Here is a 25,746-nt window from a genome sequence, read left to right on the forward strand (position 1 = left end):
TACGGTCCAACCGGCGGACCGCCGGCCGCCCCCGCACGCGTCATGAACCGCTCGTCACGAGTCGGTGGCCACGAACTGCTGGTCATGCACTGCTGGTCATGATCCGCAGGACGTCCAGGGAGCGCGGCGGCGCGTCGGGGTCCTCGCCGTCGGCGGACGCGAGGCGCACATGGGCCTCCCGCGCCGCCCGGACGGCCTCCGGCCAGCCCTGGTGCTCCAGATAGGCGGAGACGGGCGCGTCCGGCCCGACCTGGTGCATGATGCGCAGCACCCGGAGCACGGCGACGTCCACCAGAGCGGCCTCGTCGGTGTCGCGGAAGATCGTCCCGACGTACTTCTCCGCGGACCAGTTGTCCAGCCAGGTGTCCTCGACCAGGCGGTACACGGCGTCCGTGACGTCGCCGTACCCCTCCCGGCCGGCCAGCCAGCACTCCTGATGGAAGACCGGGTCGGAGAGCATGTGCAGCGCCGAGCGCACGTTGCTGCGCCAGCGCCACCAGGGCATGTCATTGAGCGGCATGCCGCCCATGGTGGAGGAGCGACGGCCGCGACGGGAAGGGTTGACCGAACCTTGCTGCACATCTTCGATCGTACGTTCCCTTTTCGATCACCCTGAGCCGCCCCCGCAATTCACCTTCCCGTCACCGTGCGTTGAAGAACGCTCACTGTGCCGTTCCCCGGAAGGAGGAACTGTGCAGAGCCATGACCGGTTGGCGTCGTTCCTTCGCATCCCTCCCCTCGGCCGCCGCGCTCCGCGCCCGCGCCGCCTGCACGGCCGCCGTGGCGGCGGGAGCGTCCCTCGTCGCCGGCTGCGGCGTGCTCCCTGGAGACCCGGGGGGCTCCAGGGAGCCCGTCACGGTGATGACCTTCGCGCCCCAGGACACCCCGGCCACCAACATGCCCGGCATGCCGTCGATGGCGAAGGCCTACGCCCGCTGGGCGGCCTCCCGCGGCGGCCTGGACGGACGCGAGCTGCGCGTGCTCACCTGCAACAGCGACAACACCCCGCAGGGCTCGGCCGCCTGCGCCCGGCGTGCCGTGGACGAGAAGGTCGTCGCCGTCGTCGGCTCCTACAGCCAGCACGGCTCCTTCATGGCGCCGCTGGAGGCCGCGGGCATCCCGTTCATCGGCGGATACGGCATCTCCGAGGAGGAGTTCACCAGCTATCTGTCCTATCCCGTGAACGGCGGCCAGCCCGCCCTGCTGGCCGGCAACGGCCAGCAGCTGGCCGGCTCCTGCGACGGCGTCGCCCTGGTCCGCCCCGACACGCTGGCCGGCGACGACCTGTTCCAGCTGCTCAACTCCGGCCTCAAGAAAGGCCGGAGCGACGCGACCACCACCGACATCCTCGCCGCGGACGACGCCACCGACTACACGGAGCAGGCCGTCGACGCCCGGAGCCGGGCGTCGGAGCACCCGGCCGCCTCCTCGGCGCCGAGCGAACGGCCCGGCTGCGTCACGGCGGCGCTGGGCGACCGCACGGAGACCTTCTTCGACTCCTTCCGGCGGCTGCCCGAGGACGGGGAGGAGGTCCGCGTCTCCTCCGTCATGGGAAGCGTCGGCCAGCCGCTCATCGACCGGACCGGCGGCCGGAAGGGCCCCTTCGAGGGCGCGTACGTCACCGGCTGGTACCCGGACGCGGGGGACAGCCGCTGGGACCCGATGCGCGAAGTGATCGGCGAACACGCCTTCGGCGACAACACCGTCGACCCCGCCGACGCGGGCGTGCAGACGACCTGGATCGCCTACACCGTGCTGGAGAAGGCGGTCCGCGCCCTCGGTGGCGAAGCGGTCACCCCGGCCCGCCTGGCCCACGTCCTCGACCAGGGACTCCAGGTGTCGACCGACGGGCTGACGCCCGAACTGCGCTGGGGCTACGAGGACATGCTCGGCGCGCCGAACTACCCGCGCATCGTCAACGGCAGCGTGACCTTCCAGGTCGTGCGCGACGGGCGGCTGGTGGCCGAGCGCAAGGAGTTCGTCGACGTATCGGACACCCTGGCCGCCGCCTCCTGACGCCCGGACCGGTCACGTGGGCGCCGCCGGCGGGCCGCGGCGATGCCGGCCCGGCACCGTGGGCACCCCGCCGGACGGGGCACGAGGAGAGCGCCGGCCCGCCGCCGTCCGGCGCCGGGTCCGGTGACGGCGGGGACGGCAGGGACGGCAGGGCGGCGGCCCGAGGCGAGCGCCGGGCCGCGCCGCTCAGAGCTGTTCGCTGCGCCGCTCGGTGAGGCCGTGGTCACGGGCGATGGCGTTCCACAGCTGGGCGGCCTGGTTCTTGGCCCGGGTCGCGTCGCCGCTCGCCTTGTTGCCCTGCGCCGTGTGCGACGTGCTCCTCGCCTTGCCGTCCTTGCACACCTTCTTGCTCTTGGCCTGCTGCGCCCACGCCGCGTAGTGGTCGTCGGCCGAGGCCGACGCCTGCCACGCCTTCGTCAGCGCGGAGTTCAGCTCGGCGTGCTTCGGCAGCTTGTCCAGTTCGAGTTCGCCGAGCCGGGTCACCAGGCCGCGCCGCTGGGCGGCCGCGTCCTTCAGGTCCTTGACGGCCGCGTCCAGGTCCTTGCAGCTCTTGGTGTTCTCCACCGAGCGGATCACCGCGGCGCGGCTGTCGTTGCTGTCGGCCAGCAGCTTGTCCAACGCCTCGGCCTGGGGCTTCGCCGGGTCGGCCGGCTTCTCGGAGGCGCTCGGGCTCGGCGCGGCGGAGGTGGCGGCCACGTTCTCGTCCGGAGTCTTCGACGAGGAGTCGTCCCCGCCGAAGACCACCGCACTGACACCGAGTCCGAGTACGGCACAGCCGACGACGAGCGCGGCGACGACGGGCACGAGGGACCGCCGCCGGGCGGGCGGCTCGTCGTCGTAGCCGGGACGCGGGTGGCCCGGCTCCTGGAAGCCCTGCTGCGGCATCCCGGTGCGGGAGCCCGGACCGGGCTGTCCACCGGCGAGATGCGGCATCTGCTGCGTCGAGTCCGCGCCGCCGTGCGCCGCCGGCGGCGCGTCCGAGCGGAAGAGGCTGTCGAACTCGGAGGGCGGCTGCCGGTCGCCGGGGGCGCCCGGCCGGATGCCGAAGGGAGCGGCGGCGGGCTCGGGCGGCACCGGCGCGATGTACTGCGTGGCGTCGGTGTCGCCGCCGGGTGCGCCGCCGCCCGGTCCGCCGCCCTGGGCGAGCGGTCCGGTCCCGAGGAACGTCGTGGACTCGGCGGGCACCTCGGGGGGAAGGGCGCCGGGAAGGGCTCCGGGCGGTGTCGCGCCGCCGGGACCCTGACCGCCCGGGACCGGGGCGATGTACTGCGTCGCGTCCGACGCCCCACCGGGACCCTGACCGCCCGCGACGGGCGCGATGTACTGCGTCGCGTCCGACGCCCCGCCCGGACCCTGACCGCCCGCGACGGGCGCGATGTACTGCGTCGCGTCCGACGCCCCACCCGGACCCTGACCGCCCGGGACGGGGTAGCCGCCCGGGACGCCGCCCGACTGGGGCGGAAGCATCTGGGTCCGGTCGTCGTACCCGCCGGGCGCGCCCTGCTGCGGCAGCGGCAGCGCCGCGCCGGGGTGGCCCTGGCCCTGCGGGGCGGGTCCGCCCGGGTAGCCGTAGGCGGGCGGCTGCTGCGCGCCGTAGCCGGCCTCCGCCGGGGGCTGCTGCCCGCCGTAGCCGGGCGCCGCCGGGGGCTGCTGCCCGTACGCGGCGGGCTGCTGGGGCGGGTAGCCGTAGCCGCCGCCCGGGGCGGGTGCGCCGTAGCCGTCCGGGGCCGGATATCCGTAGCCGGGGACCGCGGCGTCCGGGGCGGGTCCGCCCGGGTAGCCGTAGGCGGGCGGCTGCTGCGCGCCGTAGCCGGGCGCCGCCGGGGGCTGCTGCCCGCCCGGCTGCTGGGGGCCCCACGGTGCACCCCACGGCTGTCCGCCCGCCGGGGCCGCCTGCGCACCCTGGGTTCCGGGTATGAGGGGCTCACTGCCGTCGGCGGGCAGCACGACGCCTTCGTGCGCGGGCCGCGCGGCCGGGGGCCGTTGCTCGTCACCCTGTCCGCTGTGCGTCACCGGGACTCCTACATGTGGACCTACGGAATCGTCGGTTCACGCTACCGGGTGCCCGAAGTCCTCCGCACACACGTGCCACAGCAGTGACAAGATGCGGACAGAGAACGCAGTTACCGGGGCCGGTCCGGGACCGGCCCCGCCGGCGCGGGTCCGCTCACGCCGCCGCCCGCAGGTCGAGCCGGGCGGAGAGCTCGCGGACCGAGGACTCCTCGGCGTAGGGCTCCAGCCGCTGCCGGAGGTCGTCGAGGTACTCCGCGCCCCGGCTGGAGCGCAGGGTGTCGAGCAGGTCGGCGGCGCGCGTCGCCGTGTGGCAGGCGTGTTCGACCTCACGCTGCTGGACCTGGGCCGAGGCCAGCAGGACCAGGCCGATCGCGCGGCGCCGTGCGCGGGACGCCGGGTGCCCGGCCAGCGCCTCGCCGGCCTGCCGTGCGGCCTCCTCGGCCTCGCCCAGGTCGCGGTGGCAGTGCGCCAGTTCGTCGGCGAGATAGGCGTGGTCGAAGTGGGCGATCCACGCCGGGTCGTCGCCGGACTCCGGCTCCGCCCGGTCGAGTGCGGCGACGGCGCGGGAGGCGGCGTCGTGGCAGGTGCGGGCGTCGCCGAGCAGGGCGTGGCCGCGGGCCTCCGCCGCGTGGAACATGGCCTCGGCACGGGGCGTCACCCGGCCACGGGCGCCCTCCTGCGCCGCCCGTGCGAGCTGCGCGATCTCGCGCGGGTTGCCGAGTTCGGCGGCGAGGTGGCTCATGGAGGCGGCGAGCACGTAGCCCCCGTAGGCCCGGTCGCCCGCGGCCTGCGCGAGTCTCAGGGCCTGGATGTAGTAGCGCTGGGCGAGCCCGGGCTGCCCGGTGTCGACCGCCATGTACCCGGCCAGTTCGGTGAGTCGGGCGACGGCGGCGAACAGCTCGCGGCCCACCGCCTCCCGGTAGGACCCGGACAGCAGGCCCGAGACCACGCTGTTGAGGTAGTGGACCAGCACGGGCCGCACGTGTCCGCTGCCGAAGCGGTGGTCGAGTTCGGTGAGCGCAGCCGTCATCGCGCGGACCGCCTCGACGTCCGAGGTGCCCACGCGGGCCCCCGCCGTGCGCGCGACCTGTGCGTCGGCGCCGGTGATCAGCCAGTCGCGGCTCGGTTCGACGAGGGCGGAGGCGGCGACGGCGGAACCGGAGAGGAAGTCCCGGCGCCCCACGTCCGAACGCCACAGCTCGCAGACCTGCTCGATGGCTCCGGGGACGGTCGGCGAGAACTGCAGCCCGACACCCGTGGCCAGGTTCTTCCCGTTCGCCATGCCGGTCTCGTCGATCGTGACCGTGCGCCCGAGTTTGCGGCCCAGGGCCTCGGCGATGATGCCCGGGGCCCGGCCGCGGGGCTGCTGGCCGCGCAGCCAGCGCGCGACGGACGTCTTGTCGTACCGCAGGTCGAGGCCGCGTTCCGCACCGACCATGTTGACCCGGCGCGCGAGTCCCGCGTTGGAGCACCCGGCTTCCTGGATGAGCGCCTGCAGCCGTTCGTTCGGCTGTCGGGCGACGAGAGGCCTGGCTGCCATGGACTACCCCCTGATGCCGCGGTGATCGGCGTCGATCACCGGCTTGTCGATCACTGGTCGCTGATCACTGTTCACTGCCCGGCTGATATACGGAGAATGCAGAGTTCGTCGGGTTGGTTCCTTTTCGGGCCCGCTGGTCGGGCGGCCCGCGGAGCGCACCCCCCGCCTTGGCTACCCGCCCCCGACGGCACGGCCTCCCGCGCGCCCCCGGCCGTGCACCCGTGCGCCCCACATGCAGGATCGATGCGCCGAACACGGGCACGGGCCGAGCCGTAACCCGAGGTTGCGCAGGTAGTTGAGTGTGTCGTGGAAGAGACCATGGGAGTCACGGAAGCCGCACCCATCCCCCAACAGCGCGGCGAACAACTGCTGGACGCGGCCGTGCGGTACGCGGACGAGCGGCACTGGGACGTCTTTCCCGGCACCTGGCTGGAGCCCGTGGACGGCACCGAGCGCTGCTCCTGCGGCGACACCGCCTGCGCCTCGCCCGGCGCGCACCCGGGCCGGGGCGACTGGGCGAACCAGGCGACGGGCAGCGGCTCCGCCGCCCGCCGGCTCTGGTCGAAGCAGCCCGGGGCGTCGATCCTGCTGCCGACCGGGCGCACCTTCGACGCGCTGGAGGTCTCGGAGTCGGCGGGCTTCCTGGCGCTCGCCCGCCTGGAGCGCATGGACCTGCCGCTGGGCCCGGTGACCTGCACCCCCGACCGCCGGATGCTCTTCTTCGTCCTTCCCGGCGCCTCCCTCAAGGCCCCCGACCTGATCCGCAACCTCGGATGGATGCCGTCGGCCATCGACCTGGTCACCCGGGGGGAGGGCCACTGGGTGGCCGCCCCGCCGACGCGGATCGGCGGGCGGGGCGCGGTCCAGTGGGCGCGCCGGCCCACGCCGGCCAACCGCTGGCTGCCCGACGCCGAGGAGCTGATCAGCCCTCTGGCGTATGCCTGCGGCCGGGAGGCGGCGGCGGCCCGCGTCCGCGGGCAGTGACCCTCCGGGCCCGGCCCCGGCTCCCGGTCGGTCCGCCCGCCGCCCGCCCCCGCAGTCCGCCGGCCCGCCCGTCGGCCGTCCCCGTTCGTCGCTCGGGTCCCCGCAGCCCGTCCCCGTTCGGCGCCTCGGGTCCCCGCCGCCCGTCCCCGTACGCTCCGGGCACGGGCGCCGGCCCGCCCGCGGCGGATTGCGGCAACGCCGACCGGCGCGGACTGCCAGGTCCGCGTCTGGGCTCCGGAGCACCGGTCTCCGTAGGCTGTGCCCGACCGACGACGGGGAACACGGGAGGCCATGAGCATGCCGGAGCAGGCAGTCGACGCGACGGGCGGTGCGCCCACGCCCCCGCCCGCGGTCCAGGTGGAAGGGCTGTGGAAGCGTTTCGGGGAGCAGGTCGCGGTCGCCGGGATCGATCTCGCGCTTCCCGCGGGGAAGTTCATCGGCCTCGTCGGACCGAACGGGGCGGGCAAGACGACCACGCTGTCCATGGTCACCGGCCTGCTGCGGCCCGACCACGGGCGCGTGCTGGTCGCCGGCCACGACGTGTGGGGCGACCCGGTGCAGGTCAAGTCCCGCATCGGCGTGCTGCCGGAGGGGCTGCGCCTGTTCGAGCGGCTGTCCGGCCGCGAACTGCTCGCGTACAACGGGCGGCTGCGCGGTCTGCCGGGCGACGAGGTGGACAAGCGCGCCACGCAGCTGCTGGACGTGCTGGACCTGGCCGGATCGCAGCACAAGCTGGTCGTCGACTACTCGACCGGCATGCGCAAGAAGATCGGCCTGGCCGCCGCGCTGCTGCACAACCCCGAAGTGCTCTTCCTGGACGAGCCGTTCGAGGGCGTCGACCCGGTGTCGGCGCAGACGATCCGCGGCGTGCTGGAGCGCTACACCGCGTCCGGCGCGACCGTGGTGTTCTCCAGCCATGTGATGGAGCTCGTCGAGTCGCTCTGCGACTGGGTCGCGGTGATGGCCGCGGGCCGGATCCGGGCCCAGGGCACGCTCGCCGAGGTCCGGGGCGCGGCGCCCACGCTCCAGAGCGCGTTCCTGGAGCTGGTCGGGGCGCAGGGGCGGGACTCCGGCGAGTCGCTGGACTGGCTCGGCGGCGGTGCCCGGTGAGCACCGCGGCGCTGACCGGGATCTTCGTCCGGCTGAAGCTGTCCCTGCTGCGCAACGGGCTGCGCCAGTCGTCCGGCCGCACCGCGGTCTTCGTCGTGTCGGTCGTGCTCGCCGTGCTGCTGGCCGCCGCCCAGCTGGCCGGGCTGCTCCTGCTGCGCGGGAACGAGGACGCGGCCACGGTCGTGGTCCTGCTGACCGGGGTCGTGGCGCTCGGCTGGGCCGTGCTGCCGCTGTTCTTCCCCAGTGGCGACGAGACCCTCGACCCGACCCGGCTGGTGATGCTGCCGCTGCGCCCGGGCCCCCTGGTCGGGGCACTGCTCGGCGCGTCGGTGGTCGGCATCGGCCCGCTGTTCACGCTCTGCCTCGTCGTCGGCTCGGCCCTCGCCCCGGCGCGCGGGGCGGCGGCGACGGCCGTCGCGGTCGTCGCGATCCCGCTCACCCTGCTGGTGTGCGTCGCACTCGCCCGGGCGGTCGCCGCCGCCAACATCCGTCTGCTCACCTCCCGCAAGGGGCGTGACCTGGCGGTGCTCAGCGGCCTGCTGATCGCGGTGGGCATCCAGTTCGTCAACTTCGGCGTGCAGAGCCTCAGCAGGTCCGGCGGGCTGTCCGCCCTGGACCCGGCGGCCGGCGTGGTGCGCTGGATCCCGCCGGCCTCGGCGATCGGCGCGGTGGACTCGGCGTCCGCCGGCTCATGGGCCTCGGCGGCGGCCCAACTGGCCCTGGCGGCCGGGGCGCTCGCCGCCCTGCTGTGGTGGTGGCAGCGCAGCCTGACGCGGCTGATGACGGCACCCGACGGGTCGACGCTGGCGGCGGCCTCCGAGCCGACCCGGCCCGGCTCCTCGGCGTCCGGGCTGCACCGGCTGCTGCCCGAGGGCCGTACCGGCACGGTCATGATGCGCTTCCTGCGGTACGTGTGGCGCGACCCCAAGACGAAGGGCGCCTGGGTCACCTCGCTGGCCGTCGGTCTGATCGTGCCGGTCTTCAACGCGCTCCAGGGCACGGGCTCGGTCTACTTCGCGTGCTTCGCCGCGGCCATGCTCGGCATGCTGATGTACAACCAGTTCGGGCAGGACACCTCGGCGTTCTGGATGGTGGCGCTGACGATCTCCGCCACCCGTGACGCGTACGCCGAGCTGCGCGCCCGGACGCTGGCCCTGCTGGTGATCACGCTGCCCTACATGACCCTGGTGTGCGCCGTGACGACGGGCATGATGGACCGCTGGGCGGACCTGCCGGAGGTGCTGGGCCTGTCGTTCGCGCTGCTGGGCGCGATGCTCGCGACGGGTGCGGTGGCGTCGGCGCTCTTCCCGTACTCGATCCCGCAGGACAGCGCGTACAAGAACGTGGCGCCGGGCCAGGGCGCTCTCGCCTGGATGTCGATCCTCGGCGGCGTCCTGGGCTCGGCGCTGCTGTGCGCCCCGGTGATCGCCCTGACGGTCTGGCTGCACACCTCCGGCTCCGGCACGCTGTGGCTGGTCCTGCCGGTGGGCACGGCGTACGCGGCGCTGGTGACCTGGGCCGGGCTGCGGATCGCGGCGCCCCGGACCGCCGGGCGGCTGCCGGAGATCCTGACGGCGGTGAGCAAGGGCTGACCCGCCCGCCGCGCGGTCCGGGGCCGGTCGCCGGGCCGCTCGGGCGGCGGGGCGGAGCGGCGCCCTCAGGAGGCGAGGACTCCGTCCAGGAAGGGCTCGATGGCCGAGCGCCAGCCCTCGGGGTGGTCGTAGTGGACGAGGTGGCCGGCGTCGGCGACCTCGCCGTACTCGCCGCGCGGCAGGACGCGGACCATCTCCTGGGCCTCCGCCCGCCCGAGCTGCCCGTCGAGTCCGCGCACCACGAGGGTCGGGCAGTGGACCTGGGCCAGCTCGTCCCAGTGCGATTCGAGCACCCAGGTCTCCCTGGTCGTGAGCATCTGCCCGTAGGAGAAGACGGGGCGCCAGCCGTCCGCCTGCTCGGCCATCACCTCCGCGAAGAACTCGCCGCGCGCCGGGTTGGGCCGCTCCACCCACGGGTCGTCCTCGCCGAACCACTTGCGCACGTCCGCGAGGGTCGCGAACGGCACCGGCCAGGAGTGGAACCAGTCCGCCCATTCGCGCTGCGACGCCGGACCGAGCGCCGACGCCCGCATGTCGCAGATGACCAGCGCGTGCACCAGGTCCGGCCGTCTGGCGGCGAGCTGCCAGGCGGTGAGGGCTCCCATGGAGTGGCCGATCAGCGTCACCGGGCCCAGTCCGAGCTGCTCGACGGCCGCGGCGGCGTCGGCCACGTAGGCCTCCCGGGTGTAGGGGCCGTCGGGCTTGTCGCTGCGGCCGTGGCCGCGCTGGTCGAGGGCGACGGCCCGGTGCCGTTCGGCCAGCCAGCGGGCGGTGGGCGCCCAGTGGGAGGCACGCCCCATCAGGCCGTGGAGCAGTAAGACGCCGGGCGCCGTCTCGTGCTCGCCGCGGCCCTTCGGCGGGTCCGCGAACTCCCAGGCCGCCAGGCGTACGCCGTCGGCTCCGGTCACATCGATGCGCCGCACCATCTGGCCTGGCACCCCCTTGTCTCCCCCGGATCGGTGGCTCGTGTCGAGTCACGCCAGACTATCGAACTTGCATTCGAAAAAGCCGTTCTGCCACGCAACACCCCTCGTTCGAGTGACCGCGTCCCGGGATTGGACGCGGTCGGCGGGGGGAGATTTCCTGCGGGAGGCGGACCGCTCGGGGACAGGGGTCCGAGGGACTGACCCTGGGAGCTCGGGGCTCCGGGTCAGCACCGGGGAGGACAGGTCCCGGCGCCTGCGGGCGCCGGGACCCCTCCTGGGGAAGAGCCCTCCGGCGCGGCGGCGCCGGCACAAGGCGGTACGACGGGCGACGCGTCACCGTGGCTCCCCTCCCCGGGCCCGAGTCATATGCCTCGGCTTCAGAGTGGCACGGGACCGGCTCCGGCCGCTGCCGTTCCGCCCCGAAACGCCGCACGGGCGGTTCCCGGGGCCTCAGCCCCGGGAACCGCCCGTGCACACCGACGGGCGCCGTCCGCCCGCGGGACCTCCCGCACCGTCCGCCGGGGCCCGGCCGTCACCGGGCCCCTCGCACGCCGACGGCGCCGGGTCCGCCCGCGCCGCCGCCCACAGCAGAGGCCCGGCCGGCCGCCGCGGAAGCGGACGTCAGCGCTTGGCCACGAAGACGTGCGAGGCGATCTCCGCCTCCAGCTCCGCCGCCTCGCCGCTGCTGCCCACCAGGACACCGCCCGGCGACTGCGTCACGCTCACCACCGAGCCGGGCTGCACGCCCGCGCGGCGCAGGGTGTACATCAGCTGGGCGTCGGTCTGGATCGGCTCGCCGATCCGCCGCACCACGACCGTCTTGCCGTCCGCGCCCGGGTCCAGCTCGGCCAGCGAGACCATGCTGTCGTCCAGGAACGGATCGGCCTCGGCCTGCTCGCCCAGCTCCTCCAGGCCCGGGATCGGGTTCCCGTACGGCGACTCCGTGGGGTGGCGCAGCAGCTCCAGCACCCGGCGCTCGACCGCCTCGCTCATCACGTGCTCCCAGCGGCACGCCTCCGCGTGGACGTGCTCCCACTCGAGCCCGATCACGTCGACCAGCAGGCACTCGGCGAGCCGGTGCTTGCGCATCACGCGGGTCGCCAGCTGCCGCCCCTCCGCGGTCAGCTCCAGGTGGCGGTCGCCGGCGATGGTCACCAGGCCGTCGCGCTCCATCCGGGCGACGGTCTGGCTGACCGTGGGACCGCTCTGGTCCAGCCGCTCGGCGATCCGGGCCCGCATGGGCACCACACCTTCCTCCTCGAGTTCGAGGATGGTGCGGAGATACATCTCCGTCGTGTCGATCAGTCCGGACATACGTGCCCCTCGATGCTCTGGCGTGGAAAACAGTCGTACGTGGCCCCGGCTCAATTCTTGCGCATCGCGCAGACAACCGTGCCCGGCACGTCACTGCCCGCATGACCGGAGCCTGTATTGACAGACCAATGGTCCAGACCTCAACGTGATCCGCGACACGGATGTTCCCCGTCCCGTCATTGCCGCGAACTACCCTCGTAACCACCTCCGAAAGGGCTGGACGATGAGCGAGAGCAAGCTGGCCGGTCGGTTCTTCGACGCCGCGATCGGTCTGCTGCAACGCGTCAGGGACGAGGAGTCCGCGAACATCGCGGCCGCGGGTACGGCCATGGCGGACGCCGTCGCCGACGGCGGCCGGCTCTTCGCATTCGGCGCCGGCCACTCCTCCCTCGCCGCGCAGGACGTCGTCTACCGCGCCGGCGGACTCGCCCTGATGAACCTGCTCGCCGTGCCCGGCGTCGTCGGTGTCGACGTCATGCCCGCCACCCTCGGCTCCGCCCTGGAGCGGGTCGACGGACTCGCCGGCGCCGTCCTCGACTCCAGCCCCGCCGCCGCCGGCGACGTCCTGGTGATCATCTCCCTCTCCGGCCGCAACGCCCTCCCGGTCGAGATGGCCATGAACGCCCGCGCCCTGGGCCTCACCGTCATCGGCGTGACCTCCGTCGCCTACGCCCACGAGACCCGCTCCCGCCACACCTCCGGCACCTTCCTCAAGGACCACTGCGACATCGTCCTCGACTCCAAGATCGCCGTCGGCGACGCGGAGCTCACCCACGAGGGCATCGAGGCCCCCTTCGCCCCCGCCTCCACCGTCGTCACCAGCGCCCTGATGCAGGCCACCATGGCGGCCGCCGCGGAACGCCTCGCCGAGCGCGGCATCGAGCCCCCGATGCTCCGCTCGGGCAACGTCGACGGCGGCCACGAGTGGAACGGCCGGGTGATGACCGAGTACCGCGACCGGATCTTCTTCCGCCACTGACCCGCCGGGCGGTCCTCCGCCACCCACCGGTCGCCCATGGTCGCCCACCGGTCGGGCGGCTCTCCCGGCGCCCGGGAAAGGGGACGGGGCACGGCCCGTTAATTCGGTTGAACCGCCGCCGGGGACTTTCTAGGGTGGGGTCACACGCGAAAGGAGGTGATCCGAAAAAATGATTTCTTTTCGGACTCGTGAGGTGACTGCGGGCTGACGGCCTGCTGTCGCACTCTGTGCACCTCGGCAGGCCGCCTGCCGAAACCCGAGCAGTCACCCGACCCGTGGGCCGCCGGCACGTCCGGCCGGCTCCCTCCGTCCGGACGGAGGGACCAAGGCCCACGGGTCGTTCGCGTTCCCGGCCTGCCGGAGGCCCCTCGCGGGCCGGCCGCGTGCTCCCGCCGGCCGGTCAGGGGGCGAGGCGCTCCACGCGCCAGCCGGTGGCCGTGCGGACGTAGCGCAGCCGGTCGTGCAGCCGGTTCTCGTGGCCCTGCCAGAACTCCACGTCCTGCGGGACGACCCGGATGCCTCCCCAGTGGGGCGGGGCCTCCAGCGGCGCGTCCGCGGAGGCGCCGGCGGCGAGCTCCTCGAAGCGCCGGACGAGTTCCTCGCGCGAACCGATGACCGAGGACTGCTCGCTCGCCCAGGCCCCGAGCTGGGAGCCGTGCGGGCGGGTGCGGAAGTAGGCCTCCGTCTCCTCGCGGCCGACGCGTGCGGCGGTGCCGGTGACGATGACCTGGCGGGCCAGCGGATGCCAGGGGAACAGCAGCGAGACATGCGGGTTGGCGTCGATCTCGCGCCCCTTGCGGGAGCCGTAGTTGGTGAAGAAGACGAAGCCGCGCTCGTCGTACTTCTTCAGCAGCACGGTGCGCGACGACGGCAGACCGCCGGCCGTGGCGGTGGAGACGACCATGGCGTTCGGTTCGAGCAGCGCCGCCGCGGCGGCCTCGGCGAACCAGCGGGCGAACTGCTCCATGGGCCCGGACGCCAGCGCGGTCTCGTCGAGGGGGGTCGAACGGTACTGCTCGCGCATGACCGCGGGATCGGGGACGACCAGCTCCGTGTCGGCGGGGTCCGGCAGCGGGAGCCCGGAGACGGTCACCGCGGGGCGGGCGTCCCCGCCGGATGCGTCCGCACCCGTGCCCGCGCCGGGCGCGGAGTCGGTCGCGGGGGCGTCGGATGCGTGGGCGGCGTCGTCGGTCACGGGGACATCCTGCCGCAGCGGGACGCCGGCGGGGCCCAGTCTTCCCTGCTCCCGGTGCCGCCAATCCCCGGCGCGCGCATCGGGGCAGTGTGCCGGACGTCACGCTTCCCCGCATCTGGGGGACCGGCCAAAATTCACGGTGGGGCCTCTGTGGCCTCCCTACAGCGGCGGATACCGTTCCTGGTCCGGGGCGGGCCGGGTGACGACCGCGCCGACGGGGAATCACCGGGGTGTCCGACCCGCACAGCCGTACCCACCGTGAGGAGCCGCCTGATGTCCGACTTCGTACCTGGACTCGAAGGAGTCGTCGCGTTCGAGACGGAGATCGCCGAACCGGACAAGGAGGGCGGCTCCCTCCGCTACCGGGGCGTCGACATCGAGGACCTCGTGGGTCACGTCTCGTTCGGCAACGTGTGGGGGCTGCTGGTCGACGGGGCGTTCAACCCGGGCCTGCCGCCGGCGGAGCCGTTCCCGATCCCCGTCCACTCCGGCGACATCCGGGTGGACGTGCAGTCGGCGCTGGCCATGCTGGCCCCGGTGTGGGGCCTGCGGCCGCTGCTCGACATCGACGAGGCGCAGGCCCGTGACGACCTGGCGCGGGCGGCCGTGATGGCCCTGTCCTACGTCGCGCAGTCCGCGCGCGGCCAGGGCCTGCCGATGGTGCCGCAGAGCGAGATCGACAAGGCCGCCTCGGTGGTCGAGCGGTTCATGATCCGCTGGCGGGGCGAGCCGGACCCCCGGCACGTCAAGGCCGTCGACGCCTACTGGACGTCGGCCGCCGAGCACGGCATGAACGCCTCCACCTTCACCGCCCGGGTGATCGCCTCGACCGGCGCCGACGTCGCCGCCGCGCTGTCCGGGGCGGTGGGCGCCATGTCGGGCCCGCTGCACGGCGGCGCCCCGTCGCGGGTGCTCGGCATGATCGAGGAGATCGAACGGACCGGTGACGCGGCCGCGTACGTCCGGCAGGCGCTCGACAAGGGCGAGCGCCTGATGGGCTTCGGTCACCGCGTGTACCGGGCCGAGGACCCGCGGGCGCGGGTGCTGCGGCGTACCGCGAAGGAGCTCGCCGCGCCGCGGTTCGAGGTGGCCGAGGCGCTGGAGAAGGCGGCTCTGGAGGAGCTGCACAACCGCCGCCCGGACCGGGTGCTCGCGACGAACGTCGAGTTCTGGGCGGCGATCGTGCTGGACTTCGCCGAGGTGCCGGCGCACATGTTCACCTCGATGTTCACCTGCGCCCGCACGGCGGGCTGGTCGGCGCACATCCTGGAGCAGAAGCGCACCGGCCGGCTCGTCCGCCCGTCGGCCCGCTACACCGGTCCGGGGTCGCGCGACCCGCGGGACATCTCCGGCTACGCGGACATCGCCTCCGCCGGGGCCTGAGCCCCGCGCACCACGAGGTCCGCGTGGTGGCGCGCGGCCGCCTGCGGGTGTGCGCGCAGCTTGCCCTTGAGCTCGTTGCGGCCGTACTCGGCGAACAGCGGGTTCGCCGGGTCGGCCGTGGCTCCCGGGGCGATCCGGGCGTACGGGAAGTCCAGCGGGGCGATCCGGGCGTCGAGCCGCGGATTGTGGAAGTAGGGCACGGAGAAGCGCTCACGGGCACCGGGCGGGCTGACCACCCGGTGCCGGGTGGCCTTGAGGTACCCGTCGGTGGCGACCTCCAGCAGTTCGCCGAGGTTGACGACGAAGGCCCCCGGCATCGGCGGGACGTCGTGGAAGCGGCCGTCCTCGCGCTCGACCTGCAGGCCGCCCACGGCGTCCTGGAGCAGCAGCGTGAGGAAGCCGTAGTCCTTGTGGGCGCCGACGCCCTGGGCGCTGCCGTCGCCGGCGCTGCCGGGGTAGCGGACGAGCTTGAGGTGCGGGTGGGCGCCACCGCGGAAGGCGTCGTCGTAGAAGGCCGGATCGGCGCCGATGGCGGCGAGCAGCTCGTGGAGCAGCCGGTCGGCGACGGCGGAGAGCCGGTCGATCCAGCCCAGGGCGGCGGTGCGCAGCTCCGGGAGGGCGGCGGGCCACTGGTTGGGGCCCTGGAGCCACCAGTAGGGCGGCTCACCGGGGCCGGGGACACGGGCCGGGCGCTCGGCGCCGATGTCGAGCTGGTCGCGCCAGTCGCGGCTGCCGCCGGTGCGTTCGTCGCCGGTGCGGGTGTAGCCGCGGAAGTGGGGCGAGCGCACGTTGTCGAGGGCGAGGCGGTCGGCCTCGGGCAGGGCGAAGAAGGCCCGCATGGCGCGGTCGAGGGCGGCGGTCTCGGCGCCGGTGACGCCGTGGCCGGTGAGCTGGAAGAAGCCGACGTCGTGGGCGGCGGCGTGCAGCCGGTCGTGGAGGGCGGCGCGTTCGGCCGGGCCGCGGTCGGCCGCGGAGAGGTCGACGACGGGCAGCCGGCGGTGGCCGGGGCGCGACGCGGGGAACGACGAAACGGTGTGCGACATGGTGGTGTCCGCTGGGTGAGCAGGGGCCCGGGGCCGCCGGTGGGTGGGGCGGGGCCGGGTGTCGCCGGGACGGCGGTGGTGGAACGCGGCGCGGCCTGCGGTGGGGCGGCACAGCCGCACGGATCACCGGTCAGGCGGAGCGGCGACAGCCCGTGCTCGTGACGCGGACATAGTCCACGTGGCGGCGGCGAACGAGCGGAATCATGTGTCCATGATACCGGGGATCCCCCCTTTACCAGGTGACGTGGCTCACACGCACCCGAATCGCAGGGGGCGGCGTCAGCCCAGGCCGTGCTCCGCCAGGGCGGCCCACTGGGCGACGACCCGGCGGCGGCGGGCGGCGTCGTCGGTGAGGACGTTGGCGAGGCCCAGGCCACGTGCCGTGTCCAGCAGGCCCTGGACGGTCTCGCGGACGCCGGGGACGGACTCGTCCGCCTCCAGCAGCCGCACCGCGATGCGGTGGGTCTCGCGGCCGACGCGGGCCTCGAGCTCGGTGACCCGGGGCCGCAACTGCTCCTCGTTGGAGGCCGCCACCCACAGCTGGAGCGCCGCGCGGAACAGCGGCCCGGTGTAGAGGTCGACGAGGGCGGCGACGACCTCCGGGCGGCTCTGCGGGGGCAGCTCCCGCAGCGCCTGGGAGCGTTCCTCGGCGACGTACTCGACGGCCGCGGTGAACAGGTCCTCGCGGGTCGGGAAGTGGTGCTGCGCGGCCCCGCGCGAGACGCCGGCCCGCTCGGCGACCACCGAGACGGTCGAGCCTGCCCAGCCGACCTCGGCCAGGCAGGCCACCGCCGCCTCCAGGAGACGCTGCCGGGTGGCCCGGCTGCGGTCCTGCTTCGGGCCGTGCGCCGCGCCGGGCGGAGTCAGAACACCCATGCGGGATCCCGTCGTTCGAGGAAGGCCGTCATCCCTTCGCGCGCCTCGGCCGAGGCGAACAGCGTCGCCGAACGCTGCACCAGGTCCTCGGCGTCCCGGTCGAAGGTCTCCAGCACCCTAGCCGTGACCAGCTGCTTCGACGCCGCCAGGCCCTGCGGGGAGCCCTTGCGCAGGGCGTCCAGCAGGGGTGCGAGCGCCGCGTCCACGTCGTCGGCGGTGAGCGTGAGCAGCCCGCAGCGGGCCGCCTCGGCGGCGTCGAAGCGCTCCCCGGTGAGGTAGAGGCGCTCGGCGGCGCGGGGCTCCATCCGGGGCAGCAGCGGCAGGGAGATCACGGCCGGGGCGACCCCGATGCGGACCTCGGTGAAGGCGAAGTCCGACCCCGTGGTGGCCGCCGCGATGTCGCACGCCCCGACGAGACCGAGGCCCCCGGCCCGGACGTGGCCCGCGACGCGGGCGACGACCGGTTTGGGCAGGGCCACGATCTGCCGGAGCAGTGCGACGAACGCGTAGGGGCTGGGCGGCGCCTTCAGGTCCGCCCCGGCGCTGAACGTCGTCCCGGTGTGGGTGAGGACCACCGCCCGCACGCCGGGGTCGCCGGCGCACCCGGCGAGGGCGTCGGAGAGCTCTTTGACGAGCACCGCCGAGAGGGCGTTCCGGTTGGCCGGGCTGTCGAGGGTGAGGGTGGTGACGCCCCGCTCGTGGGCCGTGACGACGGTCATGCGCTCCTCCGTGGTGGTCAGGGGGCCTTGGGCCCGGTGGCCGCCGGGCCGTCCGCCGGGGTCTGGCGGCCCCGCAGCTCCCGGCGGAGGATCTTCCCCGAGGCGGCGCGGGGAATGCCCCCGGTGAACTCGATCCGGCGGACCTTCTTGTACGGCGACACCCGCTCGGCGACGAAGGCCATCACGTCGTCCGCGGTCAGCGCGTCGTGGCCGGGCTGCCGGACGACGTAGGCCTTGGGGATCTCGTTGCCCTCGTCGTCCACCACCCCGATGACAGCGGCGTCGGCGACGGACTCGTGGGTGAGCAGCAGGGCCTCCAGTTCGGCGGGTGCAACCTGGAACCCCTTGTACTTGATGAGCTCCTTCACCCGGTCGACGACGAAGAGCCAGCCGTCCTCGTCGACCCGGCCGACGTCGCCGGTGTGCACCCAGCCGTCCTCGTCGATCATGGCCGCGGTGGCGTCGGGCCGGCCGAGGTAGCCCTTCATGACCTGCGGCCCGCGGATGGCGATCTCGCCCTCCTCCCCCGGCCCGAGGTCGCCGGAGCCGTCGAGGGCGAGGATGCGCATCTCGGTGCCCGGCAGCAGCAGGCCGACCGCGCCGGGCGGCGGGTTCTCCGCCGTCAGCGGCACCACATGGGTGCCGGGCGACAGTTCGGTCATGCCGTAGGCCTGGCGGACCGGCGGCAGGCCGAGGCGCCGGGAGCAGGCCTCGCCCAGTTTCGCGTCCAGCGGCGCGGCGGCGGAGACGATGTACTCCAGCGAGGACAGGTCGTAGCCGTCGACGGCGGGGTGCTTGGCGAGCGCGAGGACGATCGGCGGGGCCACGTACAGGGCGTTGATCCGGTGCTCCTGGATGGCGCCGAGGAACGTGTCCAGCTCGAAGCGGGGCAGGACGACGACGGTGGCGCCGTTGCGCAGCGGGGCGTTCATCAGGGCGGTCAGCCCGTAGATGTGGAAGAACGGCAGGACGGCGAGGACCCGGTCGCCGCCGCCGTGGGGCACGAACGGTTCGAGCTGGGCGAGGTTGGAGGCGATGGAGCGGTGGGTGAGCATCACGCCCTTGGGCACGCCCGTGGTCCCGGAGGAGTACGGGAGGGCGGCGACGTCCTCGGACGGGTCGATGGCGACGTCCGGTTCGGGTGCCGTCGAGGTGAACATGTCGGTGATGCTGACGTGGCCCTCGGCCCGGTCGCAGACGAAGATCTCCTCGATGCCGGCGGCGAGTTCGGCGGCCCGGCGGGCGACCTCCAGCAGCGGGGAGACGGTGACGATCCAGCGGGCGGAGGAGTCGCGGAGCTGTTTGGCGAACTCCTCCGCCGTGGCCAGCGGATGGACGGTCGTGACGGACGCCCCGGCCCGGGTCGCCCCGTAGAACACGACCGGGTAGGCGACCGTGTTGGGGCTGTGCAGGGCGAGCACGTCCCCCTTGCGCAGACCGGCCTCGGCGAGCGCGGCGGCGATCCGGCGGTGGAAGAGGTCGAGCTGCCGGTAGGTGACGGTGGTGCCGTTCACGCCGTCGACCAGGGCCACGGTGTCGCCGTACTCGGCGGCGCGGCCCAGGACGGCCTCGTGGATGGGTTCGACGACGGCCGGGACGTCGGCGTAGCTGCTGCGGAACACCATGACTGCCCTCCCTGCTGTTGTGGACGGCCAGAATGACGCCTGTCAGTAGGACTTGGGGAGACCCAGGGACTGGTGGGACACGTAGTTCAGGATCATCTCCCTGCTGACCGGCGCGATCCGGGCGACCCGCGAGGCGGCGATCAGCTTCCCGAGGCCGTACTCGCGGGTGAGGCCGTTGCCGCCGAGGGTGTGCACGGCCTGGTCGACGGCCCGGACGCAGGCCTCGCCGGCCGCGTACTTGGCCATGTTGGCGGCCTCTCCGGCGCCCGCGTCGTCGCCCGCGTCGTACAGGGCGGCCGCCTTCTGCATCATCAGCCGGGCCAGTTCCAGTTCTATGTGGGCCTGGGCCAGCGGGTGGGCGATGGCCTGGTGGGCGCCGATGGGCGTCTTCCAGACCTGGCGGGTCTTCGCGTAGTCGACGGCCCTGGCGAGGGCGTGGCGGCCCATGCCGATGGCGAAGGCGGCGGTCATGATGCGTTCCGGGTTGAGTCCGGCGAAGAGCTGGAGGAGACCGGCGTCCTCGGAGCCGACCAGCGCGTCGGCGGGGAGCCGGACGTCGTCGAGGGTGAGCTCGAACTGCCGCTCCTCCGCCTGGAGTTCCATGTCGATGGCGCGGCGGCCGAAGCCGGGGGCGTCCCGGGGGACGATGAACAGGCAGGGCTTCAGGCTGCCGGTCCTGGCGTCCTCGGTGCGGGCGACGATCAGGGTGGCGTCGGCGATGTCGACGCCGGAGACGAAGACCTTGCGGCCGGTGAGCAGCCAGTCGTCGCCGTCCCGGCGGGCGGTGGTGGTGATCCGGTGGGAGTTGGAGCCGGCGTCGGGCTCGGTGATGCCGAAGGCCATGGTCAGGCTGCCGTCGGCGAGGCCGGGCAGCCAGCCGCGGCGCTGCTCGGCGGTGCCGAAGCGGGCGATGACGGTGGCGCAGATGGCCGGGGAGACGATCATCATCAGCAGGGGGCAGCCCTCGGCGCCGGACTCCTCCAGGACGATGGAGAGTTCGGCGATGCCGCCGCCTCCTCCTCCGTACTCCTCGGGGAGGTTGACGCCGAGGTAGCCGAGCTTTCCGGCCTCGGCCCAGAGGGTGGCGCGGTCGTAGCCGGGGCCGTGTCGCCGGGCGAGGGCGGCGACGGCGGTGCGCAGGTCCTTGTGGTCCTGGCTCTCCAGGGTGCTCATGATGCGGTGGCCTCCTGTGCTTCGGTGACGCCCGGTGTCTCCGTGACGTCCTGGACGACGGCGAGCAGGGTGCCGACCTCGACCTGGCGGCCGGGGACGGCGTGCAGGGCGGTGAGCGTGCCGGAGGCGGGAGCGTCGATCCGGTGCTCCATCTTCATGGCCTCCAGCCAGACGAGGGGCTGGCCCTCGGTGACGGCGGCGCCCTCGGCGACCCCGTCGCCGATGCGGACGACGGTCCCGGGCATCGGCGCGAGCAGTGAGCCGGGCACGGCCCGCTCGGCGGGGTCGGTGAAGCGGGGCCGCTCGGCGAGGGCGTGGGCGCCGAGCGGGCCGTCGACGTGGACCCGGCCGTCGCCGTGGGCGCGGACCGCGTAGGCGCGCGCCACGCCGTCGGTCTCCAGCACGACCCGGTGCGGTTCGGCCCGGACGACCCGGGTGCCGGGCTCGCCTTCGAGGTCGTACCCGCCGCCGCGGGCGGGCCGGTAGCGGATCTCGTGCTCCCCGTACACCGCGGTCTGCGCCTGGGACGGCAGGTTGCGCCAGGCGCCGCCGAACCGTCCCGCGCGGGCCGCGGCCGCGGCGAGGGCGGCGGCCACGGCCGCATGGCGCTCGCCGGGGGCGGGGGCGGTGAGCTCCGCCAGGTGGCGGTCGTAGAAGCCGGTGTCGAGGCGGCCGGCGGCGAAACCGGGGTGTTCCAGCGAGGCGGCGAGCAGCGCCCGGTTGGTGACCGGGCCGTGGATCCGTGCCCGCCGCAGGGCGTGCGCGAGCCGACGTACGGCCTGCTCGCGGGTGGGCGCCCAGGCGACGACCTTGGCGATCATGGGGTCGTAGTGGACGCCGACGGCGTCCCCGGCGGCGTAGCCGGCGTCCACCCGGGTGCCGGTGCCGCTCCCGGGGTCCGCGCCGGTCCCCGGGACGTCGAGGGCGTGCAGGGTGCCGGTCTGCGGGGCCCAGCCCGCGGCCGGGTCCTCCGCGTACAGGCGGGCCTCCACGGCGTGGCCCCGGGGCCGGGGCACCTCGGCGGGCAGCGGGCGGCCCTCCGCGACGGCGAGCTGGAGGGCGACCAGGTCCACGCCGAACACGGCCTCCGTGACGGGGTGTTCGACCTGGAGGCGGGTGTTCATCTCCAGGAAGTGGGCCCGTCCGTCGGCACCGACGAGGAACTCGACGGTGCCCGCTCCCCGGTAGTCCACGGCCGCGGCGGCGGTGCGCGCCGACTCCTGGAGCAGGGCGGTCGTCTCCGGCGGCAGACCGGGCGCGGGGCACTCCTCGATCACCTTCTGGTGGCGGCGCTGGAGCGAGCAGTCCCGGGTGCCGAGCGTCCACACGGTGCCGTGGGCGTCGGCCATGATCTGCACCTCGACGTGGCGGCCGCGTTCGATGTACGGCTCGGTGAACACCTCGCCGTCGCCGAAGGCGGACGCCGCCTCGGCCGACGCGGCCCGAAGCGCGCCGGGCAGGTCGGCGAGGGTGCGGACCACCCGCATGCCGCGGCCGCCGCCGCCCGCCGCCGCCTTCACCAGGACCGGCAGGTCCCCTTCGGTGACCGCGTCCGCCGCGAGCGGCGCGAGGCCCATGAGCTCCTTGGCGCGCGTCTTGGACGCCATGGCCTCGATGGCCGCGGGGGGCGGGCCGATCCAGACCAGCCCGGCGTCGGTGACGGCCCGCGCGAAGGCGGCGTTCTCGGACAGGAAGCCGTAGCCCGGGTGCACGGCGTCGGCGCCCGCCGCGAGGGCGGCCTTCACCACGAGGTCGCCCCGCAGATACGTCTCGGCCGGGGTGGCGCCCGGGAGCCGGACGGCCGCGTCCGCCTCCCGTACGTGCAGGGCGTCCGCGTCCGGGTCGGAGTGGACGGCGACGGTGGCGATGCCGAGGTCGCGGCAGGTGCGGAAGACCCGGCAGGCGATCTCGCCGCGGTTGGCTACAAGGACGGTGGAGATCACGCCGGGCCTCACATTCGGAAGACGCCGAAGCCGCCGCGCGCGCCCTCGACCGGTGCCGTGTGGATGGCGGACAGACACATCCCGAGGACTGTCCGGGTGTCGCGGGGGTCGATGACCCCGTCGTCGTAGAGGCGGCCGGACAGGAACGCCGGCAGCGACTCGGCCTCGATCTGCGCCTCGACCATCGCGCGCAGCCCGGCGTCCGCCTCGTCGTCGTACGGCGCCCCCTTGGCGGCGGCCGAGGCGCGCGCCACGATCGACAGCACCCCGGCCAGTTGCTGGGGTCCCATCACGGCCGACTTGGCGCTCGGCCACGCGAAGAGGAACCGCGGGTCGTAGGCCCGGCCGCACATGCCGTAGTGGCCGGCGCCGTAGGACGCGCCCATCAGCACCGACAGGTGCGGGACACGGGAGTTGGACACCGCGTTGATCATCATCGCGCCGTGTTTGACGATGCCGCCCTGCTCGTACCGGCTGCCCACCATGTAGCCGGTGGTGTTGTGCAGGAACAGCAGCGGGATGTCGCGCTGGTTCGCCAGCTGGATGAACTGGGCCGCCTTCTGGGACTCGGCGGAGAACAGGACGCCCTGCGCGTTGGCGAGGACGCCCACCGGGTAGCCGTGCAGCCGTGCCCAGCCGGTGACCAGGCTCGGTCCGTACAGCGGTTTGAACTCGTCGAAGTCGGAGCCGTCGACGAGCCGGGCGATCACCTCGCGCGGGTCGAACGGCGTCTTCAGGTCCTCCGGCACGATGCCGAGCAGTTCCTCGGCCGCGTACTCCGGCGGCTCGGCGGGGGCCGGATCGGGGTGCGCCTTGCGGTGGTTGAGCCGGGCGACGATCCGCCGCGCCTGGCGCAGGGCGTCCTGCTCGTCGACGGCGAAGTGGTCGGCGAGGCCCGAGACGCGGGCGTGCATCGCCGCGCCGCCGAGGGACTCGTCGTCGCTCTCCTCGCCGGTCGCCATCTTCACCAGCGGCGGTCCGCCGAGGAACACCTTGGAGCGCTCCTCGATCATCACCGTGTGGTCCGACATGCCGGGCACGTAGGCGCCGCCCGCCGTCGAGTTGCCGAAGACCACGGCGACGGTGGGGATGCCGGCGGCCGAGAGCCGGGTGAGGTCCCGGAAGAGCGCGCCGCCGGGGATGAAGATCTCCTTCTGCGACGGCAGGTCGGCCCCGCCGGACTCCACGAGGGAGATCACCGGGAGCCGGTTGGCGAACGCGATCTCGTTGGCCCGCAGCGCCTTCTTCAGCGTCCACGGGTTGGAGGCTCCGCCGCGCACGGTGGGGTCGTTGGCCGTGATCAGGCACTCGACGCCCTCGACGGTGCCGATGCCGGTGACGAGCGAGGCGCCGACCGGGTAGTCGCTGCCCCAGCCGGCGAGCGGCGACAGCTCCAGGAACGGGGTGTCCGGGTCCACCAGCAGTTCGATGCGCTCGCGGGCGAGCAGCTTGCCGCGCCCCCGGTGCCGGGCGACGTACTTCTCGCCGCCGCCGGCCAGCGCCTTGGCGTGCTCGCCCTCCAGCGCGGCGAGGCGGTCCAGCATGGCGGCGCGGTGGGCGGCGTGTTCGGGGCTCGTCGGGTCGACGGCCGAGCCGAGGACGGTCACAGCAGGGCCTCCGGGAGGTCGGTGTGGCGGGCGCGCAGCCATTCGCCGAGCGCCTTGGCCTGGGGGTCGAACCGGGCCTGCGCGGCGACGCCTTCGCCGAGGACGCCCCGGACGGTGAAGTTCACCGCCCGCAGGTTCGGCAGCAGGTGGCGTACGACGGGCAGCCCGGCGGTCTCCGGGAGCAGTTCGCGCAGGCGCTCCGCGGTCAGTTCGCGGGCGAGCCAGCGCCAGGCGCCGTCGGTGCGTGCCCAGACGCCGATGTTGGCGTCGCCGCCCTTGTCGCCGCTGCGGGCGCCCAGCAGGAGTCCGAGCGGGGCGCGGCGGACGGGCCCGGGCTCCAGCGGCTCGGGCAGGGGCGGCTCCGGCACGTCCGCGAGGGGCAGTGTCCGCGCGGGCGCGGGGACCGCCAGCCGGGTGCCGTCCGGCAGCACCGCCGTGTGCGGGACCTCGCCCGCGTCGGTGTACGCGGCCTCGAACACGCCGTATGGGGCGCCCTTTCCGGGCGGCGCCGTGACGTGGAACCCGGGGTAGCTGCCGAGGGCCAGTTCGATCGCGGCGCCGCTGACCGCCCGGCCCACCTTCTCCGCCTCCTGGTCGCGCACCACGAGGCGCAGATACGCGCTGGCGCGCTCCTCGGTGTCGGCGTCGGCGTGCTCGGTGCGGGCCAGCTCCCAGCGGACCTCGGCGGGACGCCGGGTGCCGAGCGCGTCCTCCACCTGCTCGCGCACGAGCCGGGCCTTGGCCTCGACGTCGAGGCCGGTGAGGACGAAGACCACCTCGTTGCGCCAGCCGCCGAGGCGGTTCAGGCCGACCTTGAGCGTGGGCGGCGGCGCCTCGCCGCGCACCCCGGAGATCAGGACCCGGTCGGGGCCGTCCTGCGTGAGGCGCACGGTGTCGAGGCGTGCGGTGACGTCGGGCCCGGCGTAGCGGGGGCCGGCCGTCTCGTAGAGGAGCTGCGCGGTGACGGTGCCGGTGTCGACGACACCGCCGGTGCCCGGGTGCTTGGTGACGACGGCGGACCCGTCGGCGTCGATCTCGGCGAGGGGGAAACCGGGGCGGCGGACGTCGTGGCCGGTGAAGAAGGCGTAGTTGCCGCCGGTGGCCTGGGTGCCGCACTCCAGGACGTGCCCGGCGACGACGGCCCCGGCGAGGCGGTCGTACTCCTCGGGCCCCCAGCCGTGCCACCAGGCGGCGGGGCCGGTGACGAGCGCGGCGTCGGTGACCCGGCCGGTGACGACGACGTCGGCCCCGGCCGCGAGGCAGGCGGTGATGCCGCCGCCGCCGAGGTAGGCGTTGGCGGTGAGCGCGCCCGGGTGGCGGGAGGTCAGGTCGTCGCCCTCGACGTGGCCGACCCGGACGGGCACGCCGACGCGTTCGCCGAGCTCCCGCACGGCGCCGGCGAGGGACGCCGGGTTGAGCCCGCCCGCGTTGGCGACGATCCGCACCCCGCGTTCCCGGGCGAGGCGGAGGCAGTCCTCCAGCTGGCGCAGGAACGTCTTGGCGTACCCGAGGGCCGGGTCCTTCAGCCGGTCGCGGCCGAGGATGAGCAGGGTGAGTTCGGCGAGGTAGTCGCCGGTGAGGACGTCGAGGGGACCGTCTTCGAGCATCTCGCGCATCGCGCGGAACCGGTCGCCGTAGAACCCGGACGCATTCCCGATCCGCAGCGCCCGCCCGCCGCCGGGAGGGTTCCCGCGGGGGGTGTCCGGCC

General features: G+C 74.4%; 20 protein-coding genes. 6 read left to right on the top strand and 14 right to left on the bottom strand.

All coding sequences use genetic code 11. The annotated features are described in order from the left end of the window. Positions 1 to 82 precede the first annotated feature (82 nt). Positions 83 to 529, bottom strand: a complete 447-nt coding sequence (locus IAG43_RS13395) for an SCO4402 family protein (protein WP_187744436.1) — start codon at positions 527 to 529, stop codon at positions 83 to 85. 173 nt (positions 530 to 702) lie between these two features. Here IAG43_RS13395 and IAG43_RS13400 point away from each other — a divergent pair, with 173 nt between their 5' ends. Then, positions 703 to 2,016, top strand: coding sequence for an ABC transporter substrate-binding protein (locus IAG43_RS13400; protein ID WP_187740984.1), 1,314 nt, complete (start codon positions 703 to 705; stop codon positions 2,014 to 2,016). A 186-nt stretch (positions 2,017 to 2,202) separates the two neighbouring features. Here the strand turns inward: IAG43_RS13400 and IAG43_RS13405 are convergent, their stop codons facing one another. Together IAG43_RS13405 and IAG43_RS13410 are read right to left on the bottom strand one after the other, a co-directional pair. Continuing rightward, complete coding sequence (locus tag IAG43_RS13405) at positions 2,203 to 4,029, bottom strand: hypothetical protein (protein WP_187740985.1); 1,827 nt, start codon at positions 4,027 to 4,029, stop codon at positions 2,203 to 2,205. A gap of 154 nt (positions 4,030 to 4,183) precedes the next feature. After that, entirely contained in the window at positions 4,184 to 5,569 is a 1,386-nt protein-coding gene (locus IAG43_RS13410; RefSeq protein WP_187740986.1) for an NsdA family TPR-like regulatory protein, read from the bottom strand. 318 nt (positions 5,570 to 5,887) lie between these two features. On the opposite strand from IAG43_RS13410, the gene IAG43_RS13415 reads away from it, so the two are divergent. The 3 genes from IAG43_RS13415 to IAG43_RS13425 all read left to right on the top strand — a co-directional run bounded on the left by IAG43_RS13415 (position 5,888) and on the right by IAG43_RS13425 (position 9,255). After that, positions 5,888 to 6,553, top strand: a complete 666-nt coding sequence (locus tag IAG43_RS13415; RefSeq protein ID WP_187740987.1) for a bifunctional DNA primase/polymerase — start codon at positions 5,888 to 5,890, stop codon at positions 6,551 to 6,553. 297 nt (positions 6,554 to 6,850) lie between these two features. After that, a complete protein-coding gene (locus IAG43_RS13420) occupies positions 6,851 to 7,663 on the top strand; it encodes an ABC transporter ATP-binding protein (protein WP_187740988.1) in 813 nt (270 codons plus the stop codon). Further along, entirely contained in the window at positions 7,660 to 9,255 is a 1,596-nt protein-coding gene (locus IAG43_RS13425) for a transporter (RefSeq protein ID WP_246574298.1), read from the top strand. Before IAG43_RS13420 ends, IAG43_RS13425 begins: the two co-directional genes overlap by 4 nt. Positions 9,256 to 9,320: 65 nt before the next feature. Here the strand turns inward: IAG43_RS13425 and IAG43_RS13430 are convergent, their stop codons facing one another. Both IAG43_RS13430 and IAG43_RS13435 read right to left on the bottom strand, forming a co-directional pair. Beyond that, positions 9,321 to 10,181: an alpha/beta fold hydrolase gene (locus IAG43_RS13430; protein WP_187744437.1), complete on the bottom strand. Its 861-nt coding sequence runs from the start codon at positions 10,179 to 10,181 to the stop codon at positions 9,321 to 9,323. A 621-nt stretch (positions 10,182 to 10,802) separates the two neighbouring features. Then, the gene (locus IAG43_RS13435; protein ID WP_187740989.1) at positions 10,803 to 11,495 is read right to left on the bottom strand and encodes an iron-dependent transcriptional repressor DtxR; all 693 of its coding nucleotides are present in this window, start codon (positions 11,493 to 11,495) and stop codon (positions 10,803 to 10,805) included. A 223-nt stretch (positions 11,496 to 11,718) separates the two neighbouring features. Between IAG43_RS13435 and IAG43_RS13440 the strand changes: the two genes are divergently transcribed. Then, positions 11,719 to 12,474, top strand: a complete 756-nt coding sequence (locus tag IAG43_RS13440) for an SIS domain-containing protein (protein ID WP_187740990.1) — start codon at positions 11,719 to 11,721, stop codon at positions 12,472 to 12,474. A gap of 400 nt (positions 12,475 to 12,874) precedes the next feature. Here IAG43_RS13440 and pdxH read toward each other — a convergent pair whose 3' ends face one another. Then, positions 12,875 to 13,498 (bottom strand): pyridoxamine 5'-phosphate oxidase, encoded by a 624-nt coding sequence (gene pdxH, locus IAG43_RS13445; RefSeq protein WP_187744439.1) that lies wholly within the window; start codon positions 13,496 to 13,498, stop codon positions 12,875 to 12,877. 444 nt (positions 13,499 to 13,942) lie between these two features. On the opposite strand from pdxH, the gene IAG43_RS13450 reads away from it, so the two are divergent. Continuing rightward, positions 13,943 to 15,052: a citrate synthase 2 gene (locus IAG43_RS13450; RefSeq protein ID WP_187740991.1), complete on the top strand. Its 1,110-nt coding sequence runs from the start codon at positions 13,943 to 13,945 to the stop codon at positions 15,050 to 15,052. On the opposite strand, the gene IAG43_RS13455 is transcribed toward IAG43_RS13450, so the two are convergent. The 8 genes from IAG43_RS13455 to IAG43_RS13490 form a co-directional block, all read right to left on the bottom strand. Continuing rightward, the gene (locus IAG43_RS13455; protein WP_187740992.1) at positions 15,022 to 16,095 is read right to left on the bottom strand and encodes an isopenicillin N synthase family dioxygenase; all 1,074 of its coding nucleotides are present in this window, start codon (positions 16,093 to 16,095) and stop codon (positions 15,022 to 15,024) included. The genes IAG43_RS13450 and IAG43_RS13455 overlap by 31 nt on opposite strands. A gap of 279 nt (positions 16,096 to 16,374) precedes the next feature. Beyond that, positions 16,375 to 16,971 (bottom strand): TetR/AcrR family transcriptional regulator, encoded by a 597-nt coding sequence (locus tag IAG43_RS13460; RefSeq protein WP_187740993.1) that lies wholly within the window; start codon positions 16,969 to 16,971, stop codon positions 16,375 to 16,377. Beyond that, a complete protein-coding gene (locus tag IAG43_RS13465) occupies positions 16,959 to 17,690 on the bottom strand; it encodes an enoyl-CoA hydratase family protein (protein WP_187740994.1) in 732 nt (243 codons plus the stop codon). The genes IAG43_RS13460 and IAG43_RS13465 overlap by 13 nt, the downstream gene beginning before the upstream one ends. Positions 17,691 to 17,707: 17 nt before the next feature. Next, positions 17,708 to 19,315: a 4-coumarate--CoA ligase family protein gene (locus tag IAG43_RS13470; protein WP_187740995.1), complete on the bottom strand. Its 1,608-nt coding sequence runs from the start codon at positions 19,313 to 19,315 to the stop codon at positions 17,708 to 17,710. Between the two features lie 42 nt (positions 19,316 to 19,357). Continuing rightward, complete coding sequence (locus IAG43_RS13475; protein WP_187740996.1) at positions 19,358 to 20,488, bottom strand: acyl-CoA dehydrogenase family protein; 1,131 nt, start codon at positions 20,486 to 20,488, stop codon at positions 19,358 to 19,360. Further along, a complete protein-coding gene (locus tag IAG43_RS13480) occupies positions 20,485 to 22,431 on the bottom strand; it encodes an acetyl/propionyl/methylcrotonyl-CoA carboxylase subunit alpha (protein ID WP_187740997.1) in 1,947 nt (648 codons plus the stop codon). Before IAG43_RS13480 ends, IAG43_RS13475 begins: the two co-directional genes overlap by 4 nt. A gap of 8 nt (positions 22,432 to 22,439) precedes the next feature. Further along, the gene (locus IAG43_RS13485; RefSeq protein WP_187740998.1) at positions 22,440 to 24,038 is read right to left on the bottom strand and encodes an acyl-CoA carboxylase subunit beta; all 1,599 of its coding nucleotides are present in this window, start codon (positions 24,036 to 24,038) and stop codon (positions 22,440 to 22,442) included. After that, complete coding sequence (locus IAG43_RS13490) at positions 24,035 to 25,702, bottom strand: acyclic terpene utilization AtuA family protein (protein ID WP_281403995.1); 1,668 nt, start codon at positions 25,700 to 25,702, stop codon at positions 24,035 to 24,037. The genes IAG43_RS13485 and IAG43_RS13490 overlap by 4 nt, the downstream gene beginning before the upstream one ends. Positions 25,703 to 25,746 lie beyond the last annotated feature (44 nt).

The organism is Streptomyces genisteinicus (assembly GCF_014489615.1).
Classification (GTDB): Bacteria; Actinomycetota; Actinomycetes; order Streptomycetales; family Streptomycetaceae; genus Streptomyces; species Streptomyces genisteinicus.

Bases quoted from the DNA above. Each gene is read 5' to 3' on its own strand.
- IAG43_RS13475 (WP_187740996.1), bottom strand. From the start codon at position 20,488: ATGAGCACCCTGGAGAGCCAGGACCACAAGGACCTGCGCACCGCCGTC.
- IAG43_RS13460 (WP_187740993.1), bottom strand. From the start codon at position 16,971: ATGGGTGTTCTGACTCCGCCCGGCGCGGCGCACGGCCCGAAGCAGGAC.
- IAG43_RS13465 (WP_187740994.1), bottom strand. From the start codon at position 17,690: ATGACCGTCGTCACGGCCCACGAGCGGGGCGTCACCACCCTCACCCTC.
- IAG43_RS13440 (WP_187740990.1), top strand. From the start codon at position 11,719: ATGAGCGAGAGCAAGCTGGCCGGTCGGTTCTTCGACGCCGCGATCGGT.
- IAG43_RS13470 (WP_187740995.1), bottom strand. From the start codon at position 19,315: ATGGTGTTCCGCAGCAGCTACGCCGACGTCCCGGCCGTCGTCGAACCC.
- pdxH (WP_187744439.1), bottom strand. From the start codon at position 13,498: ATGCGCGAGCAGTACCGTTCGACCCCCCTCGACGAGACCGCGCTGGCG.
- IAG43_RS13395 (WP_187744436.1), bottom strand. From the start codon at position 529: ATGGGCGGCATGCCGCTCAATGACATGCCCTGGTGGCGCTGGCGCAGC.
- IAG43_RS13455 (WP_187740992.1), bottom strand. From the start codon at position 16,095: ATGTCGCACACCGTTTCGTCGTTCCCCGCGTCGCGCCCCGGCCACCGC.
- IAG43_RS13435 (WP_187740989.1), bottom strand. From the start codon at position 11,495: ATGTCCGGACTGATCGACACGACGGAGATGTATCTCCGCACCATCCTC.
- IAG43_RS13420 (WP_187740988.1), top strand. From the start codon at position 6,851: ATGCCGGAGCAGGCAGTCGACGCGACGGGCGGTGCGCCCACGCCCCCG.
- IAG43_RS13415 (WP_187740987.1), top strand. From the start codon at position 5,888: ATGGGAGTCACGGAAGCCGCACCCATCCCCCAACAGCGCGGCGAACAA.
- IAG43_RS13450 (WP_187740991.1), top strand. From the start codon at position 13,943: ATGTCCGACTTCGTACCTGGACTCGAAGGAGTCGTCGCGTTCGAGACG.
- IAG43_RS13400 (WP_187740984.1), top strand. From the start codon at position 703: ATGACCGGTTGGCGTCGTTCCTTCGCATCCCTCCCCTCGGCCGCCGCG.
- IAG43_RS13410 (WP_187740986.1), bottom strand. From the start codon at position 5,569: ATGGCAGCCAGGCCTCTCGTCGCCCGACAGCCGAACGAACGGCTGCAG.
- IAG43_RS13430 (WP_187744437.1), bottom strand. From the start codon at position 10,181: ATGGTGCGGCGCATCGATGTGACCGGAGCCGACGGCGTACGCCTGGCG.